Below are 18,771 nucleotides of genomic sequence, written 5' to 3'. Positions count from 1 at the left end.
GTGCCCACAAGGGTGCGCCAGTCCTATTTTCTGCCTATCGTAACCACTAATGTAACAAAGCCGACAGAATCCGGCTGATCAGCTCCCCTTGTCGCGAACAGTCGGTCTTCTGAAAGATCTGTTTGATCTGCGAACGTACTGTAGCAACGCTGCGTCCCAGCCGTTCGGCACATCCTTGGGGATCAATCCCTGCAACGAGATTTTCGCAGACCTGGGCCTCGGCGGGCGTCAGCGAAAAATAAGCGGCGATGTGCTCAGCACTCGGGAGGGCGCGATTCTCCTGGTCATACACGGTGACCAGAGCTCCCCCGGCCAGCAACTCACTGCTTTCAATCGGCCGTATGACAAAGATCAGTGGAGTACGGCCCTCTCGCTTGAGAAACAGAGTTTCAGAAGAATAACTTTCCTTGCCCATGCTGGAGCGAACCACCTGGGCAGATGTTCGGAAGAAAGCCGCCTGCAAGTCTTTCTCTGCGAAGCTGAATCGATCATGACGGATGCCCAAACAGCGTTCCCGTTGAATCAGGTTGCGGGCTGTCTTGTTGGAATACAAAACGCTAGCAAGACTGTCGAGTACAAAGGTGGCATCGGGCAGTACTTCTATCACGGAAGCCAGCGAGGAAGCCGCTTTGCTTCGTGATTCCAGTTGCCGGTTAAGCAGAACGGCCTGTCGGATATGCGGCACCAAACGGTTAAGGGATTGCAGCTCTGATTCCCGATAGGGCCCTTGAGCCACCGTACGCTGGATGGTCAACAGGAAGGTATGGGTAGGGGTGCTATCCACGACCAGCCAGGCGGAGTCCAGCATATCCTGATCATTTTCCCACCTCGAGTAGTCTTGGCCTGGCTGGAAATCCGGGAGCAATGGCAGGGCGGACTGAAACAGACCGGGGGACTGGTTAATGGCGTGATTGGTGACCACATCCTGGGCAATCATGTTGTTTTCCAGGTACCAGCCCAGGAACTCATCGGAGAGTCCGTGATACCAAAGGTGATCCATCTGCAAGGGGTGCTTGCGCACAACCAGCAACTGAGCAGCACAGCCGTTAACTGTGCCAATCAGTTTTTCCAGAAATCCGTGAAAACCTTCCCGATCGGTCAAGGCACCATACAGGGACTGAATCAGGGAGTGCTCATTTTGCAGTTCCAGTGTCATCGTTTTCTTTACCCCAAGGCCCTTACCAGCTTTGACACCAGTTCGGTCTGCTTGCGATAACCGTTTTTCGCCAGTAGGTTCTTGATGTGTTGGCGGGCAGTATGGATAGAAATCTGCTTTCGATCGGCGATCTCAGTGGCACTCAATCCCTCGGTCAGATCCGCGGCGACGGCGGCTTCAGCCGGAGTGCACTGGAACAGCCTCTGTAGTCGCGGCAGATCCGGATCCAGCGAGGCGTCAAAACCGAACAATTCAGCCAGAACCCCGTTATTTTCCGCACTCTCGGCAATCAGGGGTGTCAGACACACAGCAATACGTTCACCGCGGCTGATGGCAAATACCGTCTGCGGCGAGAGCAAGCCCTTATGGGAGTGGACGATACAAGTGGTGATGGCGTCCTGGAGCTTGCGCGTGATTCGGCTGTCAGCACTTTGCAGCTGCTGGTTGCCGGAAATGGACAACCCCTTGCTTTTGTCCAGCAGAGTCAGGGCTGCATCGTTTACCTGGGCAATATTGCCCAGCGCGTTGAATACAATTATCGGTTTCTTCACATGATTGAGTGCCATCGCCAGGCTTTGGTTATCGCTGCGCGTCTCGTAAAGCTTCATATGCAAAGCAACGGCATTTTCAATATGGGGGGCCAGCAGGTTCATCTGCAGCAGCTCGTCGGCAGAGTAGGGGCCGAATTCCTTGTGTCGATTTGCCATGAAAACCACGTTGGTGCCGCTCTTCCGGGTAACCAGCATGCCAGCACTGTCACCCATTCCCACTTGCTCGGCCCAGGCCCTGCTTTCCGGGCCCAGAATATCGAGAATTGTGCGACTGGTGTCGCCACGCAAAAAACTATCAAACTGGCGAGGCGGAAGCTGGACGTATCGGGTCAGAGCTTCATCCCGTTCCGGCAGATCACTGTTGATGTACCACTCTTCGAAGCCTTCCGGGTAACCAAACGTCCAACCATAAACCATTCGCAGGGGGTTGGTGGAGAGCCCCAGAATACCACCCTGAAGTGCCTTGAAGTGCTGCTGGAAGCTATCGAAGAACGGCTGGAAACCGGCATTGTCATGCAGGCAGCGATATAGAGTGCTGACGAGCGTGTTGTACGCCAGCAATGTTTCGCCCTCCAGAGAGGGAAAAGGCAAGGAAGTTTCCGGGGTGGAGTTTGGTGATATGGGAACGTCCGGATAGGTCACGATAGCGGGATCCTTGTGTCTCCGGCAGCTGCATGCTGTTACTGGCGGGCGTGAGACATAAACGTTATTGTTTTTTATCAACTGTCACGGTGCATCCTTTTCTTGCTCAACAGGTTAGTAAATTCCGGAACCAAAAAACGTTAAAAACCGTAAAACCTTCCGCAAATACAATTCTTCTGCGCTGCTTTCGTTTACCGGAAATCCTCTTTGACATTCGTTGGTGAATACGGCATTTAACATAATATACATTATGCGCAGTACAGCATTGGGCGCCCTGGGATAAGGGAACCGCATTCGAGCATCTCGCAGCTGTACCTGCGCGGCACATCTAGCTGCACCCCATCGCCCGGGATGGCCGTTAACCGATCCAGGAGTGCCTGATCCATTGAATCGAAAACAGAGCCGAAGAATCCACGCTATCTGGGAACCGTGTGAGCCTGGTCCGGAGTTTTGAGTGATCGTGCTCCAACAGGAATCTTGCACAGGAACAATCTCAGACCTGACCCAGAACTTCATCCCCGATTTACATCGTTCAAGCGAGCGCCGACATATCGCAGATCCATTGCCAACGGAAGTTGGCCGTTCTGCTTCACGCTCGCCGGTGTCCATGGTTTATTGTTTGTGCCAACACCCACTCTGAAAATCCTCAGTCGCTTCCGGTGGTATATCGGTATTGCGCGATCGAGACGTATGAAGGGTCGCGGGTGTGGATTCGTGGCGCAAACTGGCTGTCATATGTTCAGAGAGTCCTGTGCCGGAATAGCACGCACTTGAATTGCCATCAGCAGCGCTCAGGATTATGCATCCAGGGTCACAATTAGGGTCAGGATGAATTACGGGCAGGCATAATTAGGGTAACATACTGATTTAAAGACGATATAAGCAATGTCCAATATTTGGGAGTATTGGACATTTCGTGGCTATTAGCACTATTGCATTACCCTGAACTGACAGACCACAAAGACAGAACCCCTCCATGAACTCAAAAGCCAGATTTTCCGGTTTTCCGCTGTTCGATACAGCCGAACTCATTCACGAACAGGCAGAACTGGCGCTGTATCCGGATTTGCGGGCTGCGTTGGCCGCCCTGCCGCTGGATCAGGATTCTGTTCAGCAAGACTACCTTGTTACCCAACGGTTCCTGGTGAAATATAGCGACGTATCAGGCACCTATAATCGATTTCGAAGCGAAGTTCAGAGGTTTCTGAACTACCTCTGGCTGATCGCGAGACGTCAGCTTTCCCAGGTTGATACCGATACGGTGAGCAGTTATTTCACCTTTCTCAAGACCCCGCCGGCCGCCTGGGTCTCCCCAGGAATCTATCCTGCATTTGTCGATCAGGATGACCTCCGACGTTCAAACCCGGCCTGGCGGCCGATGGCGCAGCGCTCAAAAAACGCTCAAGGCCCCTACTCTGTGTCGCAGGCCAGTCTGAATGCCAGCCGGACCGCCCTGCAGACGTTCTTCAAGTATCTGGTAAACCGGGACTACTTGCAGCGAAATCCCTTGCTTGATGTTCGCAAACGGGATCGCAATGCCAAGCCAAGCCTTAATCAGGACCGTGATGCGGAGGTGCGCCGGCTCACGGACTGGCAATGGTCGTACCTGTTGGAAACCCTGACGGAACTGGCAAGTGAGAATGCGAAATTCGAACGGCATCTTTTCGTCATAGTGACGATGAAAAGCCTCTTCCTGAGGGTCAGTGAGTTGGCCCCACGACCGGTGGACCGGAGCCAGATGCGGACCCCGACCTTTGGTGATTTCCGGCGCACGGTCGTGGATGGCGAGCCCTATTGGGTCTATTCGGTTTTCGGTAAGGGCGACAAAACCCGCCAGGTCACGTTACCCGACGCCTATCTGGGCTACTTGAAACGGTGGCGTGTCCACCTCGGACTGCCATCCCCCCTGCCCGTTCCCGGCGAATCAATTCCAATTCTGCCGTCCAATAAGGGGGATGCCATCGGCAAACGACAGGTTCAGCGGATCTATGAGCAGGCCATGGTGGCCGCGGCAGACCGAATGGAGCGGGAGGGATTTACCGATGAAGCCAAACAGATGCTGGCGATTCGGTCAGAGACTCACTATCTCCGGCATACCGGGGCCAGCCAGGCGATTGAAGCTGGAGGGGATATTCGTCACATTAGCGAAGAACTCGGGCATGCCAATGCGACTTTCACCGAATCGGTTTACGTGAACTCAGAACAGACACGGCGCCGAACCGAGGGTCGGAGACGCTTGGTTTGAATGGACCTGGGAAAAACACTGTGGACTTACCCCGGTCCAGGGGGGGGTGGGCGCACAGTCTCTACACTGTGAAGTAACTGGCTCAGAACATCGGCCGCCCCAGATAGAAGAACACGGCATTGTTCCCCGCCTCTGCTTGCCCTACTCCGAGATAAATCGGCCCTATTGGCGTGTCGGCCCCCAGGAAAATGCTGCCCGCTGCCAGCCCGTCGTCTCCGATATCGTTACGATTCTCGCAGGTTCCGCCATATTCCAACGACGTGCCGATGTACCAGGACAGAAACGGCAGCATCTCGAAGCGGCGGTAGTAGAGCGCAGCAATGATCCCCGCCTGCTGGCCACTGAGTGAGTCCTCGGTGAAGCCAGACAAATTCAGGAAGCCACCCAGACGATAACGGTCCTGTATTGCCGCGTTGCCGTCCAATGTTGTTTCCAGGCGCCCTCCCAGTCCGAGCACATGGCCATCGCCGAAAACCGCAAACTTGCTACCACGCAGAGTCGCCTGATCGAAATCTTTGTCGCCGCCCAGGGCTTCGCGAGCAGTGGCGTACTCCAACAGGCCAGTCCATCCATTTTCCGGGAAGTTAAAGGAATCCAGCCGGTCAACCGATACTCGCCCATACAGCTCGGCGGTGTCATAGCTGAAATCTGGTAATTCAGGCGCACCGGTTTGAAGCTCGACCTGACCGGTGCGGTAACGATAACCAAACCGCGTTTCACCATACACACCGAATTCTCGTCCCAGGGCTCCGTCGAATCTCGTTTCTGTAACCCGGAAGTCAGCCAGCCGGTCCTGGTCATCAAACAGGCTGACTGTATGTGATCCGTAACTAAGGCCAGTATTCAGGAAATAACGTGACAGTGTGTCGAGGGGTTGATACCACTCGCCAGCGATCAAGGGTTCCTCACCCACTTGAAGCGCCGCCCGAAGCTCACCACCAAGACCGTTGATGCCTGTTCGCAGATAGGCGAAGCCCAGGTTATAGCTGCTGCGCCCCTCACCATCACTGGAAAGTTCCAGACCAAACTGGACGTAGTTCGGCCCCCAGCTGCGAGCCTTGGCGCTGACTACCAATCCTGTCAGGCCGTCGTCCTGCTCGACGTCGTAACGCACGTTCTGAAAGAGCTCCAAGCCGTAAATGGTTGAAATATCTTGCTCAAGCTGTTTACGGTCCAGGGGTTCTCCAATGGCCTGGCGTAGGCGGTCGCGAATCATGCCGTCGGATATCGGCGAATCGTTCTCGATCCGTACGAAATGGATGATCGGTGATTGCGATAATGGCGGCGGGGTGAGTGAGGCCACATAGTCGCGATAGGCCGCTAACGATAAACCAAGTGCCGCCAACTGCTGGCGCTTTGCTTTCGCGGCGTCACGGCCACGGGGCACGGCTTCGCCAGCGCGCTGGAAATCGCCGCTGCCAATATCTCCAAGGTCCGGTACGATTAGCACATCCGTTTCGGCAAGCGAGGCGATCTGTTGCTCGGCGTTCGTTCGGGTCATGATCGACGTTAACTGCCCGGTGATCGAGAATACATTCGTGACATCCTCGGCCTCTGCCAGAGGTGTACTGATGTCGACAGCAATGACAATGTCGGCACCCATATCGCGGACCACATCAATCGGCAGGTTATCTGTAATGCCGCCGTCAACCAGCAGCCGCCCCTCTATCTCCGTAGCCGAGAATATTGCGGGAACGGCCATACTGGCCCGCATCGCGGTTGCAAGATCTCCTGACCGGATGACCACACTTTTGCCGGTGCCAATGTCCGACGCGACGGCACGGAACGGGATATGGAGTTTGTCGAAATCCGTAATCGCGGTAACTGGCAGAGTCAGTTCTCTCAGGGCGAGATCGAACTTCTGGCCCTGAATAGCGCCGGTGGGGAATTTCAGCTCGCCATCGTCCGAGATACCGGGCTTGGCCTTGATGAGATACAAATCATCATCGCGCTTGCGGCGAAATGAACGGTCTTCCCTGGGCGCGTCGTCGCTGAAAATATGCTCCCAGTCCATGGTAACCAGGGCCGTTTCGATTTCGTCCGGGGTCATGCCAGCGGCGTACAAACCGCCAATAATCGATCCCATGCTGGCTCCGGCAATGTAGTCGACCGGGATTCGCATCTCCTCCAGCACCCGCAACACACCCACGTGAGCCGCTCCGCGCGCGCCACCACCGCTGAGCGCAAGGCCGATTTTGGGACGATCACCCTGTTGTGTTTGAGTCTGGGCCAGCCCTTGGGAAGATATGGCTGTTACAACAACAGCGAAAAGCGCCATCGTTTGAAGGTACCGGCCAAAACCCGTAAACAGCCTGAATCCCATGGCACGCTCCGGAATTGAGTTCCGTTGTTTTAGCCGACGGACTAACGGGGGAAAACCAGGGTATATGTCATGCGCCACCCCCAGCCTTCCGGCCCGGAATCCGGGGCATCCGCCCAGTAACGGGCCCCAAGCTGTAGCGACATGGGTTGCTCGCCCACCTTGAATACTTGCGTGGCGGTCAGATTAAGCGGTACGGACCACTCTTCGCGCTTCCAGTCATAGCTGGATTCGGTATTGGCTCCGAGGGTGGTGAACGTTGCCGTGGTATACGCCAGGAAGGGTTGCAGGAAGGTCGTGCTGATATCCGCACGATCATTGTCGCCGGCAAAAGACCAAACATGGTTGGTCAGAGCGCCATAAGTCCAGCCGCTGGCCTGTTTTAGTGCTACGGCGGTGGGACCGGCAGCCCATTTCTCGGCACCGAGAACATTTTCGCTGGCCGTTGGTAACAGCAAGGCTGGGCCTACACCCCATATCCAGCCGCCTGCTGTCGGGGCCTTGGGTGAGAAGAATAAACTCTGGAACACGTCCCCTAACCCGCTTTCGTCCGTACCCGCGGGAATATCGTTCTGGTCGATAAGGGGCAAAATGGTACGGGAGATAACGTTCCAGTTTTCATTCAGATTGATCGGTATCACGGGCTGGATGTTTAGAACCCAGCGCTCACCAGCGTCGCCAGGACCAATGTTCTCATCATAATTCAACTGCATTGGTACGCTGATCAAGGAAGCGATCGGATTGTTGAGCTTCTTGGCGATCTCCGACTGGCTGTCCGCCGCTGCGGCAACCTGTCCGAACGTCAACACACCGGCCGCCAACAGGCATGTCAAAGTGTGCCTTAACTGGCTGTCTGGATGCCCATTTTGTATGGTCATTTAAGATTTCCTGATTCAGAAAAGGAACCCTAGCCCGAGCGTAACCCCGTGAAACGAAGCATCAAACGTATTGCCGCGATCACCCTCAACATCGTAATGCAGTCGCCGATAGCCTATGCGTGCCGCCAGGTGTTCTGTGGCATTAAACTGAAACTGAGGCCAAAGCTCGTAGGTGCTATCTGAGTCACCGGCCCCAACTGACAGGGTTGGGTTAAAACGCCACCGTTCGCCAAGCGGCAGGCTTGGCCGGACTACGAGCACCCCATCGGTAAAATCTTGATCACCTTCGAAGGAACCGACACCGTCGAGGGAGATTTCATTATCCAGTGAGAGTTGTCGCACTCCCACAAGCACGTCAAAGGTCTGTCCAGGCTTCCAGCCGCCGAATTGCCAGCCAACGGCCAAGGTTGCAATGGTGGCCTTTGTATCCGCATCTCCTGTGATTCCGCCTGGGGTAACGATATCGGTCCCGAGATCCAGATAGTCCACCTGCCCCCAGAAGACCAACTGATTTCTTTGAAGAACGCCAAGAAATGAGATCGCCACGTCGGTTTTATCCAGGAGATCATCGAAGCTGACATCGAGCTCAACATCCCTGCCCCCGACAGTGGCATCACCATCAATGCCAGCCGCCCATAAATAGGGAGTGATTTCTCCACTCCATCTGTCCTGCGCCGTTGCTGGTATAGCCAGAACCAACGTGGACGACATCATGACAGCCCCTGCCAGTGTTTTTACATTGTTCATCACCAAGTTCCTCTTGTATGACAGCAGCCTTTGCTGAAGCGTCCCCAGTATTTCCCTCGACCGGTCCGCTCGCTATCAGGAAAACGCATGGCGTTGGTTAATTACTGAATGTCTGGGCTCGTGTCGTGTTTGTGGGGGCGGCGCAAGGTAGTGGATGGCAATTCTCCGAGCAGCCGCTTGTAGTCGAGCGAAAACTGCCCCATGTGGGTGAACCCGCACTCTCGGGCGATACTCGTAACAGTGGCTGTGGAAGGGTCAGCATGCTGCAGTAGCATCCTGGCTTTCTTCAGTCGCTCCTGTTTCACGAAAGCCATCGGTGTGATGCCATAGGTATGTAGAAAAAGATAACCGAGCGTTCGCTTACTCACACCGGACGCTTCAGAAAGATGATCGAGCTGGATTCTTTCTTTCATATGTCCTGCAATGTAGGCGAGCGCTTCATCCAGTCTGTTATGGTGAATCGGTCTCTTGATTTGCATGGTCTGATGATCGAGAACACTCTTGGACGCCCGATTGCGTGAGAGTGGATTCTAGTGCGGTGAGCAACGGCTGCGCTATCGTGATTCCGCATGGATGCGGGTTGGCAGGGAAAAGTTGTGTAGCAGGCGTTCGGTGACTATCGGGTCGCCCGAGCAAGCGTCTGGCTCGGGCACTCACCAAAGGCATTCTTGTACTGGGTAGCAAACAGGCTCAGGTGGCTGAAGCCCAACCTGAGCGCCTCATTGGTGACTGTAGTCTGGCCACCTGACGCCGTTAGTCTGCTGCGTACCTGGTTAAGCCGCATCAGGCGCAGATAGCGGGACGGGCTCGTGCCAAAGGCATCGGCGAAGGCGTATTCCAGGTATCGACGGCTGACATGCATTGCAATGCACAAGTCATCAATGCTCACCGGCTCTTCGGTTCTCTCGCGCATATAACTTTCGGCACGCTTCGCGACAATGAAATGCCCCCAGGCCTGAGAAATGACTTTCGGCGGGGGAACATCCATAGCACTCAGAACGGCACCCAGCATATTGCGGAGATCGGTCACCAACCACTCTTCCGATGGACTAGTCAACGGACTTTTCGATAGTTGAAGTACGTTTGAGGCGGCCTGCCTCAGCTCCGCAAGCGTTTCGGGAGCGGGACGGCTGGCAATAAAGGAAGACACCGAGGTTATGTTCGTCCGAGAAGCGGCTTTTTCGATTACATCAATCCACGAGGTAGGAATGATCAGAGATGTCCACCCGTACATTGTCGAAGCATAGCCACTGAGCTCTCTGCCGGGTGGGAACAGTAACAATTGTGAGTCATCAACATGAGTGCCGTTCCAGGTGGCCTGAGCGCCCCTTGTGAGGACGCCAATGCTGAATCGCCCGGGGTCCAGTTCGCCCACCACACGGACCGGCTGGTTGACCGCACCCACATCAATTGAAAGGTCGTCCAGCGACATATGATCAAGCGCGATGTCGAGATTGCCAGACTTCAGTTGGATAAATTCCAGGTTGGAACCACTGATGGCCTGGTTAACCTGGTCCAGATCATGAAACACCGGAGGCTGGTAACGATTCCCTGAAATACCACGTGTCGCGCCCATGGATCGCTCCCTGCGATTTCTCGATAGACATCATTAACAGTAAGCCCGCTGCCACCCCACCGCAAGAAACCTCTCAATAATAATTTCAGCGCATGTCTTCCCTGCCCACCGCAGCCCTGGGTTCACCGTGTCTTGCGCATAACTGATAGCGCCTGAGAGACGCACCGGTGATGCTAATGAAGGAGCCATCAACAAATCACGGGTTCCCACACGGGACAAAGTGAACATCAAGCAGGAGCAATTGCTGTGAAAACACCCCTTCACACCAGGTTCAGATTCACCACTGCAAGCGTGTTTGCGCTGGCCATGCTGCCGGCCGGGGTTGCTAGCGCTGCTGCACCCGCTGTAACGCCAGCGGAAGCCCGCGTCATCGCCAAGGAGGCCTATATCTACGGCTATCCCATGGTGGACAGCTACCGCATCCAATACGCCTACTTCGTTGACAAGGAAGACCCCGAATACAAGGGGCAGTGGAATGAGATCCACAACATCCCGCGCGTCTACACTCCGGAGGATAAGTCCGTCCAGACGCCCAATTCCGACACACCGTACTCCTTTCTCGGTGCAGACCTCCGGACCGAACCGCTCGTGCTGACCGTCCCGGAAATTCCAGAAGGTCGCTATTATTCGATTCAGTTCATCGACGCCTATACGTTCAACTTTGCTTATGCCGGCAGCCGAACCACCGGTAACGAAGCGGGTAGCATCATGCTGGCTGGCCCGAAATGGAAGGGCGAAAAACCGCAGGGAATCAAGGAAGTCATCCAGTCAGAGACCGAGATAAACACCCTTATCTACCGCACCCAGCTTTTCGATCCGACCGACCTCGACAATGTGAAGAGAATCCAGTCGGAGTACAAGGTGCAGCCCTTGAGCCAGTTCCTCGGCCAGCCCGCGCCCACGCCCGCACCGGCCATCGACTACATAGAGCCGATCAGCCAGGAAGAGCAGAAAAGCTCTCTCGAGGTGTTCAAAATCCTGAATTTCGTCCTTCAATTCAGCCCGACTGTTTCGTCCGAAAAGGAGCTCATGGAGAGGTTCGCCAAGGTTGGCATCGGCGCCGAAAAGACCTTTGATCCCACGAAGCTTTCCCCTGAAATGAAGAAAGCCTTCGAGGATGGCATCGGCGACGCCTGGAAAGAATTTGAGGGCGGCGCGAAGTTATTGGCGGAAGGTAAAATTACCGCCGGCGATGTTTTCGGCACGCGCGCATTCATGAAAAACAATTACCTCTATCGCTGGCTCGCAACTATGGGCATCTGGGGAAATTCAAAACAGGAAGCGATGTACCCTATTTATTGGGCTGACGCCAGCGATCAGAAGCTCAACGGCGCTAACCGCTATACTCTGCATTTCCCGAAGGGCCAACTGCCACCCGCCCATGCGTTCTGGTCGCTCACCATGTATCAGCTGCCGGAGAGCTTGCTGGTGGCCAATCCCATCGACCGCTACCTCATCAATTCGCCGATGCTGCCGGACATGAAAATGGATACCGACGGCGGCCTCACGCTCTACATCCAGCACGAGTCACCCGGCAAGGATCTGGAGTCCAACTGGCTTCCTGCACCCAAGGGACCATTCGCAGCTTATCTGCGCATCTATTGGCCGGCAGAAGCAGCCCTCGACGGCTCCTGGAGGGCTCCGAAACTGGAGATGGTGAAACAGGAGAGAGAAAAGGTGACCGTCGACAACTTCGTTCGCGCTGAAGCGGATACGTACTTTAAGCGTTATGAAACTGCTGGCGGATTTGGAAAAATGGTCCATATACGTCAGCCGACGCCATTAGATAAACAAGATGTTATTCGCATGAATCAAGACACCCTGTATTCTATCGGGATCTTCGATTTAACAACCCCACTCACTATTACCAAGCCAAAAACCGACCGCTGGCAATCAATGCTGCTCATCAATCAGGATCACTCGATTCCGCCTGCGATCTATGAACCGGGCACTTATACGTTCACACAGGAGCAAATCGGGACCCGTTATCTAGCGGTGGTTTTCCGGACTCTTGTGAATGCGAACGATCCCGATGACATCCTGCAGGCGAACGCTTTGCAGGATCAGATAACGGTGCAACAGGCAGACGCGGGCGCGTTGGAGGTCCCGGACTGGGACGAAGAGTCACTGGGTACAGTACGTGACGCGCTCAATGTTCTGTCTGCCACCCTCAGCGACACGTCTGTCATGTTTGGGGAAAAAGACAAACTCAACCCGATTCACCATCTTCTTGGAACGGCGTTTGGCTTCGGGGGCAACCCGAAGAAGGACGCAATGTACATCAACGTCTACCCCGAGCAAAACGATGGCTCGGTGAACCACAGACTGTATGTCAAAGACGTCCCTGTTGATGGATTTTTTTCAATTACTGTCTACAACAAGGACGGCTTCATGGAACCGAACGACCTCGGGATCAATTCGGTCAACAACTTTACGGCGACACCTGATCCAAATGGAGGGGTAACAGTACACTTTGGTGGTTGCGACGACGGTCGGGTGAACTGCTTACCAATTACCGATGGGTGGAATTACATCGTGCGCCTCTATCAACCGCGTCAGGCTCTCCTCGACGGCAGTTGGTCATTTCCTGATCCGACACCTGTGAAATAGATCTGAAATATACTGCGGTCAAAGCACCACACAACAAAGCAATTAATTTGACCGGCCCCCGTATTCAGGGCCGGCCAGAGCTGGAAAATCCGCTTCTTGAGCTGGACGACAGGTTCAGCGAATCGAGACGCGCGAGCGAGAAGCGGATAACTCTTGTGTCACATCTGGAGGATTCATCGTGCCCACTTCACGGCGACTGTTAATCAGCGCCGTAACTGCTGGACTGCCGGCCCGGCAGGTTGGCAAGCACGACGCCAGTCAAAAGCAGCACCACCCCACCCCACACGGCCCATCCGTAGGATTCACCATAGAACACAATCCCAAACAACATACCTGCAGGTGTGATGACGAATCCCAACTGGCTCAGGAATGTCGGCGATGTTTGTCGCTGTAAGTGGAAGAAACCCCGGTACCCTATTGCCGTCAGTATCGACTGGAGCACCAGTATTGCCCAAAGCCGAGTGCCCTCCACTACTAGTGTCTGTACGTCGCCGGCCATCAAAACAACCATGAAAATCAGCGCCGCGCCACCCAAAAGCATGCCAACGGCCAGTTGCTCGGGTGAGGCACCTGTTGGCCAGTGAGCGGTGCGATAGATATTGCCAATAGCCAGAGACAGCGGGACGAGCAACCCCAGCAGCAGCCACGGGAGCGTATCCGGGCTGATGCCGGCTGGGTTAGGTGACAGAATCCAGACGCACCCGGCCACTCCAAAGCTGAGACCTATCGCCTTTCTCTTTCTCAGGGGTTCCATGCCCAAGGTGACGGCAATGGCGTAAGTGGCTAATGAAGGCAGCGCGTAAAGCGTGGCCGTCAGGCCTGCTCCAATATTGGCAACCACAGCAAACGCCACGGCGTTCGGGACCGCAATTGCCGTGAGCCCGCTGATCCCGAAGTAGCGGACAAATTTACCCTGCACACCTAGTGACGAACGTCGCCGAAGCCACGCAGCCAGGATGACGGCACCACCCAGCGCCTGCCAGAACGCATAGGCCAATGGGGTTACACCATCTTCCAGGGCGGCCCTTGCTAAGGGCAGCATCAAAGCAATCAATACGCCGACGCCGAGTAACAGGAATACGGACTTGATACCCGGCTGATAGGTGGGAGTTACGGATGGGGTACTCATAACGGGTTCTCCAGCTGACGTTGCCTACATCTTCCGCAATCCATCGCCATGGATCAGCACACGTTTCGTAAAAACTCCATTCCCGAATCGGTGGTCGATACCGACGGCTCCATCATTCAGTCTTCCAGGCTGACAGCCCATACATACACCCAAAATTTACGAGGTAGCCTACTATGGATTTTCTGGCAGCACTGGAATGGCGTTACGCCGCCAAACGCATGAACGGGGCATCGATTCCGGAGTCGATTCTTTCCCGAATTCTTGCGGCTACACGGCTGGCGCCTTCTTCCTACGGACTACAGCCGTACACCATCAAACTCATAAGCGACCGTTCAGAACTTGCCCGAATCCACGAACTGGCCGCACCACAGCCCCAGGTCAAGGAGTGCTCTCACCTCCTGGTTTTTGCGACCATGACTGATATCGATGATGCCGCGGTAGATCAATACATCCAACTTACGGCCCGCGAGCGGGACCTTGACGTTACCGATCTGGACGGCTTCTCCGAAGCCATCAAGGGAACCATCAACGGTTTCGCAACCGCAGAACGGAAACATGCCTGGGCGGCCAAGCAAGCCTATATCGCCCTTGGGTTTACCCTTGCCGCCGCGGCCGTTGAGCGGGTCGATGCGTCGCCGATGGAGGGTTTCGATCCGGCCGCTCTGGATTACGCGCTGGGATTGGAGAAAGAGAATCTGAAGAGCGCGGTTATAGTTGCATTGGGCTACCGTGACCGTGCGCGAGACCCGTTGTCGCAGATGGTAAAGGTTCGTAAACCCCACTCACAACTGATTCAGCCGCTGTAAGGTGTGGCCGGCATATCACTGCCCTGTATAATTCGATCTTCGACTGGTGGTGTGCGGTGAGGAACAGACATGGACCGTCTCAAGGGTGTTGAGTATTTCCGCAGAGTCTATGAACTGGGCTCGTTTACGGCTGCGGCCAACGAGCTCCAGTGTTCGAATGCAGTCATATCGAAATACATTCGATACATGGAATCCTGGACCGGCTCCAAACTCATCAACCGCAATACGCGGACGATCAGCTTTACCGATGAAGGTGAGCGATTCTATCGCTACTGTGTTTCAGTCACCGGGCAGACACGGGAGTTACTTGATGCTGTCGCAGACGCCGACAACCTCACAGGAACACTGGTCGTCGCCAGCCCCGTATCCTTGTCCATCGCAGTTCTCAGCCCGTTATTCATTCGCTTCCAGAAAGAAAATCCGTCGTTGTCTATCCGGCTGCAGATGAGTGATCAGCTTACAGATCTTGTAGGCAGCGGGGTTGATGTGGCGATCAGGGGCGTGGAAGCACCGGAGGACTCGTCGCTGATAGCCGCCAGGCTGGGTGCTCTGGACCGCATACTGGTGGCATCGCCCGGCTACCTGGAAAACGCGACGGTGCCCACAAGTATTGCCCATCTGCGATCACACAAATGTCTGGTTTACAGTCTGAGTTCAGATGCCAACCAGTGGGAGTTCATGTCGCCAACCGGCTCAGGAAAGCCGATTGCCGTTGAGGTTGAAGGTCCTCTGGTTGCGGATAACTCGATGATACTCATTGAGGCGGCTAAGGCAGGCCTGGGTATAGCGATGGTGCCGCGGGCATACGTCAACGCTGACCTCAAAAATGGCTCACTTCAACAACTGAAACTGGATGCTGATCCGGTGCCTCGCTCAATTTATGCGATGTACTCCGATCGGCGTTACTTGCCGCGACGAGCCAGGGAATTCATCGACTTTATCCGAAAATCCCTATAGCGCAGGCGCGAATCTGATCACGTAAAGCAAGCAGTCAGATCGGATCTTTGCCAAGGACTGGCGGTGCCTCAAACCTGCCCATGAAGGGTGTAGCGAATGTGATCGGCCATGGTTTGGGAGAAAGCTCTTATCCGGCTGACGCGACGCAGATCCGGATGAATCAGGAGCCAAAGCGGTGTTGCCAGCTCCGGCAATGGGTTAGACAGCCTTCTGAGACGCACGTCCATATCACCCACGTAGCACGGCAGCACTGCAAGCTCCGATCCATTCCGTACTGCCATTTGCATGCCGAGCATTGAATCGACGCGGTAGTGACAGTGATCATCAAGACCTCGTTCAGTCATCCAGGTTTCAAGTGCGATGTCTCCCATATGTTTGTCTGGCCCGATCCAACCGTAGTCCGAAAGTGCATTCAATGGCGTGGGGACATCTTGCCAGTGAGATTTTTGCCCGTAGATGGCTTGGTCGATGGTTCCAACGCGTCTGCCAATCAAAGTTTCCGGCGGGTTCCGCGTGGGGCGGATAGCAACGTCCGCTTCGCGTTTGCTCAGGCTGTGCACCTGGTTGGAGATGACAATTTCCAGTTCAATGTCCGGGTAATGCATTCGGAACTCAGCAAATGCAGGCGCCAGGAGTCTGGCATACAAGGTATCGGTGGTGGTTACACGGATGTTGCCAGAGAGCCTCAGATCCTGTCCCGCCAGACGGCGTTCGGCGCCCTTGATATCTGCCTCCACCCGCTGTGCGACGACCACAAGATCCTCTCCGGCGGGAGTGGGTATGTAACCGGTACGTGACCGTTCAAACAACGCAACCCCCAGCCGGCGCTCTATGTTCGCAAGCCGTCGAAACACCGTGGCGTGGCTGATCTTCAGCCGCCGTCCCGCTCCAGACAATGTGCCGGTTTGAGAAATGGCCCAGACGATCTGAAGGTCGTCCCAGCGAATCAACTGTTCATTCATGCAAATACGACTCTTAAAAATGGGGAATTCCTGTTTATCAAAGAACAGCTTAGGCTGTTGTTAAACGGATGCAACAGGAGTCGTAGGTTATGAATGTATTGATCGTATTGGCTCACCCGGAGCGGTCGTCATTCAACGGTGGACTGGCAGATGTAGCAAAGTCGCGCCTCCAGAAGGCAGGCCATGTCGTCAAGCTCGCTGACCTTTATGGGGAGGGATTCGACCCGGTTGAACGTGCGGACCACTATGCACAACGGGTGGATGACGACTACTTCGCGATTTTGACCGAGCAGCGAGCACACTTTGATCGCGGACTATTACCCTCCGATATTCAACGTGAAATTGCCCGCCTGGAATGGGCCGACCTGTTGATCCTCCAGTTCCCGCTCTGGTGGCATGCACAGCCTGCGATCCTCAAGGGTTGGTTTGACAGAGTGTTTGTCTATGGAGGGCTATATTCCGGTAGTCGTCGTTACAACCGCGGTCATTTTCACGACAGAAAAGCAATATGCTCCGTGACCACAGGCTCGCCGGAGAAGGCGTTCATGCCTTTTGGTCGGGCCGGCAATATGGTGGAGTGGTTGTGGCCAATACACTCCTCCCTCTTTTACGTCGGTTACGATGTCTTGGCACCTCAGGTCACCTATGGCGTGCAAGGAGGAGGAATTCAGTATCAGGAAGAAGATACATTCAGGACACAGCTCGAACAGAAGAAGACAGCATGGGCTGACCGTTTGCCCGGGCTTATTTACGAGTCCCCTATCCCATTCACTGGCTGGGAAGACTGGGATGAAGACGGCGTGCTGAAGGGGGCTCATCCGATCAGGTGGCGGCCCTGAATAACATGAGCGCGTTGATCGCTGATCTATTGTTTACGTCGCAATGGCGACTCTGCCGCGTTCGGACCAGGGGTACTCCTTGACCGGCAGGTGAATCAGCGCGGATAGGGCCCCTACTCCCACGCCAACCCACCAGACCAGCGTGTAATTGTGGTAGAGGTCGTAGAGTGCACCTCCCAGCCACACGCCGAGGAACCCGCCCAACTGGTGGGAGAAGAACACCAGTCCGTACAGTGTGCCCATGTATTTAAGACCATAGATGTGGGCGACCAGGCCGGAGGTAAGCGGTACCGTGGCAAGCCAGAGCGAGCCCATTGCCACAGAAAACAGCACAACCGTCTCGGGAGTTATGGGTGTCATGATGAACGCCGCCGACATCAGGGTTCGCAACAGGTAGACACTGGCCAGCAGGTATTTACGGGAGTACTTGTTACCCAGCCAGCCGGCAAGCAGAGTTCCGCCAATATTGAATAAACCGATGAGTGCGATGGAAATGGCACCTAGCCCCGACGCCGATGTCACTCCCAGCACATAAAGCAGGCTGTCAGGGGTAATGGGGCCGCACATTTCTGTGATAAACGCCGGAAAGTGGGCGGTTATAAACGCCAGTTGGTACCCGCAGGAGAAAAAACCGATAAATATGAACAGAAAAGACGGATCCCTGACCGCGCGTTTGATCACTACCCCCATGGGTTCGTCACTACCGGTCGGCTTGTCTTGCTTTGGTACCCGCATAAGCGCCAGTGCGGCCATGGACAGCAGGATGAATCCGGCGAAGGCCATGAAAACAGACTGCCAGGGCATCTCACCTAGCAGCAAATTCGCCACGGGCGGGCCGACGATCTGCCCTGCCGAACCCGCCGCCGTGGCAATCCCCAGCGCCATGGACCGATGCTTGTCAGAGGTCGCCCTGCCAACCACGGCCAGAATGACGCCGAACCCGGTGCCGGCAATCCCGAAACCGACCAGGATTTCCAGCATCTGGTGTTGCCCCGGGGTAATTGCATAGGCAGATAACAACAGACCCGTCACATAAAAGGCGCCGCCGGCCAGAATGGCTTTCCGGTCCCCGTAACGTTCTGCGAAGGCGCCAAAGATGGGCTGTCCGATGCCCCAGGCCAGATTCTGGATAGCAATCGCCAGGGAAAAGGATTCCCTCGGCCAGGCGAACTCAAGCGCAATCGGCAACTGGAACAGCCCGAAAGATGCGCGAACGGCAAAACTGACGAGGATGATGATGCAGCCTGCAATCAGAACGGGGCTGATCAACTGATCGTGGGTACCGCTGGATAATCTGCTCACAACCTTGTTCTCGCTCTCGTCAGTGGCGCGAATATAATAGTCGTTGCCTAC

15 protein-coding genes are annotated in these 18,771 nt (G+C 55.1%); 5 read left to right on the top strand and 10 right to left on the bottom strand.

The genetic code is table 11. The features are described from left to right. Positions 1-46: 46 nt before the first annotated feature. Complete coding sequence (locus CLH61_RS02730; protein ID WP_099613148.1) at positions 47-1,156, bottom strand: helix-turn-helix transcriptional regulator; 1,110 nt, start codon at positions 1,154-1,156, stop codon at positions 47-49. A gap of 8 nt (positions 1,157-1,164) precedes the next feature. Next, positions 1,165-2,349: a helix-turn-helix transcriptional regulator gene (locus CLH61_RS02725; protein ID WP_099613147.1), complete on the bottom strand. Its 1,185-nt coding sequence runs from the start codon at positions 2,347-2,349 to the stop codon at positions 1,165-1,167. Between the two features lie 976 nt (positions 2,350-3,325). Here CLH61_RS02725 and CLH61_RS02720 point away from each other — a divergent pair. Continuing rightward, the gene (locus CLH61_RS02720; protein ID WP_099613146.1) at positions 3,326-4,594 is read left to right on the top strand and encodes a tyrosine-type recombinase/integrase; all 1,269 of its coding nucleotides are present in this window, start codon (positions 3,326-3,328) and stop codon (positions 4,592-4,594) included. Between the two features lie 82 nt (positions 4,595-4,676). Here CLH61_RS02720 and CLH61_RS02715 read toward each other — a convergent pair whose 3' ends face one another. From CLH61_RS02715 to CLH61_RS02695, 5 genes are all read right to left on the bottom strand, one after another. Next, entirely contained in the window at positions 4,677-6,917 is a 2,241-nt protein-coding gene (locus tag CLH61_RS02715; RefSeq protein ID WP_099613145.1) for a patatin-like phospholipase family protein, read from the bottom strand. 41 nt (positions 6,918-6,958) lie between these two features. Then, entirely contained in the window at positions 6,959-7,792 is an 834-nt protein-coding gene (locus CLH61_RS02710) for a transporter (RefSeq protein WP_170003569.1), read from the bottom strand. A 15-nt stretch (positions 7,793-7,807) separates the two neighbouring features. Then, a complete protein-coding gene (locus CLH61_RS02705) occupies positions 7,808-8,539 on the bottom strand; it encodes a porin family protein (protein ID WP_099613144.1) in 732 nt (243 codons plus the stop codon). 101 nt (positions 8,540-8,640) lie between these two features. Continuing rightward, on the bottom strand, positions 8,641-8,952 hold the full coding sequence (locus CLH61_RS02700) for a helix-turn-helix domain-containing protein (RefSeq protein WP_211289049.1): 312 nt from the start codon (positions 8,950-8,952) through the stop codon (positions 8,641-8,643). Between the two features lie 203 nt (positions 8,953-9,155). Then, positions 9,156-10,115, bottom strand: a complete 960-nt coding sequence (locus CLH61_RS02695; RefSeq protein WP_099613142.1) for a helix-turn-helix domain-containing protein — start codon at positions 10,113-10,115, stop codon at positions 9,156-9,158. Between the two features lie 246 nt (positions 10,116-10,361). On the opposite strand from CLH61_RS02695, the gene CLH61_RS02690 reads away from it, so the two are divergent. Next, a complete protein-coding gene (locus CLH61_RS02690; protein ID WP_211289048.1) occupies positions 10,362-12,725 on the top strand; it encodes a DUF1254 domain-containing protein in 2,364 nt (787 codons plus the stop codon). A 199-nt stretch (positions 12,726-12,924) separates the two neighbouring features. Here CLH61_RS02690 and CLH61_RS02685 read toward each other — a convergent pair whose 3' ends face one another. Continuing rightward, the gene (locus CLH61_RS02685; RefSeq protein WP_099613141.1) at positions 12,925-13,854 is read right to left on the bottom strand and encodes a DMT family transporter; all 930 of its coding nucleotides are present in this window, start codon (positions 13,852-13,854) and stop codon (positions 12,925-12,927) included. A gap of 173 nt (positions 13,855-14,027) precedes the next feature. On the opposite strand from CLH61_RS02685, the gene CLH61_RS02680 reads away from it, so the two are divergent. Together CLH61_RS02680 and CLH61_RS02675 are read left to right on the top strand one after the other, a co-directional pair. Beyond that, the gene (locus CLH61_RS02680) at positions 14,028-14,660 is read left to right on the top strand and encodes a nitroreductase family protein (protein ID WP_099613140.1); all 633 of its coding nucleotides are present in this window, start codon (positions 14,028-14,030) and stop codon (positions 14,658-14,660) included. Between the two features lie 69 nt (positions 14,661-14,729). Beyond that, positions 14,730-15,617, top strand: a complete 888-nt coding sequence (locus tag CLH61_RS02675) for a LysR family transcriptional regulator (protein WP_099613139.1) — start codon at positions 14,730-14,732, stop codon at positions 15,615-15,617. A 68-nt stretch (positions 15,618-15,685) separates the two neighbouring features. On the opposite strand, the gene CLH61_RS02670 is transcribed toward CLH61_RS02675, so the two are convergent. Then, positions 15,686-16,579, bottom strand: a complete 894-nt coding sequence (locus CLH61_RS02670; protein WP_099613138.1) for a LysR family transcriptional regulator — start codon at positions 16,577-16,579, stop codon at positions 15,686-15,688. Between the two features lie 89 nt (positions 16,580-16,668). Here CLH61_RS02670 and CLH61_RS02665 point away from each other — a divergent pair, with 89 nt between their 5' ends. Beyond that, the gene (locus tag CLH61_RS02665) at positions 16,669-17,418 is read left to right on the top strand and encodes an NAD(P)H-dependent oxidoreductase (protein WP_099613137.1); all 750 of its coding nucleotides are present in this window, start codon (positions 16,669-16,671) and stop codon (positions 17,416-17,418) included. A gap of 33 nt (positions 17,419-17,451) precedes the next feature. Here CLH61_RS02665 and CLH61_RS02660 read toward each other — a convergent pair whose 3' ends face one another. Beyond that, positions 17,452-18,720 carry an MFS transporter gene (locus tag CLH61_RS02660; protein ID WP_099613136.1) on the bottom strand — a complete coding sequence of 423 codons (1,269 nt, stop codon included), beginning with the start codon at positions 18,718-18,720 and terminating at the stop codon, positions 17,452-17,454. Positions 18,721-18,771: the final 51 nt, after the last annotated feature.

It is taken from the genome of Marinobacter profundi, from assembly GCF_002744715.1.
GTDB classification, from domain to species: domain Bacteria; phylum Pseudomonadota; class Gammaproteobacteria; order Pseudomonadales; family Oleiphilaceae; genus Marinobacter; species Marinobacter profundi.
The sequence above is the reverse complement of the archived record's forward strand: the minus strand, read 5'-3'. Positions and strand labels throughout refer to the sequence as shown.

Coding starts and splice junctions, on each gene's coding strand:
- CLH61_RS02665 (WP_099613137.1), top strand. CDS start 16,669: ATGAATGTATTGATCGTATTGGCTCACCCGGAGCGGTCGTCATTCAAC.
- CLH61_RS02680 (WP_099613140.1), top strand. CDS start 14,028: ATGGATTTTCTGGCAGCACTGGAATGGCGTTACGCCGCCAAACGCATG.
- CLH61_RS02695 (WP_099613142.1), bottom strand. CDS start 10,115: ATGGGCGCGACACGTGGTATTTCAGGGAATCGTTACCAGCCTCCGGTG.
- CLH61_RS02730 (WP_099613148.1), bottom strand. CDS start 1,156: ATGACACTGGAACTGCAAAATGAGCACTCCCTGATTCAGTCCCTGTAT.
- CLH61_RS02715 (WP_099613145.1), bottom strand. CDS start 6,917: ATGGGATTCAGGCTGTTTACGGGTTTTGGCCGGTACCTTCAAACGATG.
- CLH61_RS02700 (WP_211289049.1), bottom strand. CDS start 8,952: ATGAAAGAAAGAATCCAGCTCGATCATCTTTCTGAAGCGTCCGGTGTG.
- CLH61_RS02670 (WP_099613138.1), bottom strand. CDS start 16,579: ATGAATGAACAGTTGATTCGCTGGGACGACCTTCAGATCGTCTGGGCC.
- CLH61_RS02710 (WP_170003569.1), bottom strand. CDS start 7,792: ATGACCATACAAAATGGGCATCCAGACAGCCAGTTAAGGCACACTTTG.
- CLH61_RS02705 (WP_099613144.1), bottom strand. CDS start 8,539: ATGAACAATGTAAAAACACTGGCAGGGGCTGTCATGATGTCGTCCACG.
- CLH61_RS02685 (WP_099613141.1), bottom strand. CDS start 13,854: ATGAGTACCCCATCCGTAACTCCCACCTATCAGCCGGGTATCAAGTCC.
- CLH61_RS02675 (WP_099613139.1), top strand. CDS start 14,730: ATGGACCGTCTCAAGGGTGTTGAGTATTTCCGCAGAGTCTATGAACTG.
- CLH61_RS02720 (WP_099613146.1), top strand. CDS start 3,326: ATGAACTCAAAAGCCAGATTTTCCGGTTTTCCGCTGTTCGATACAGCC.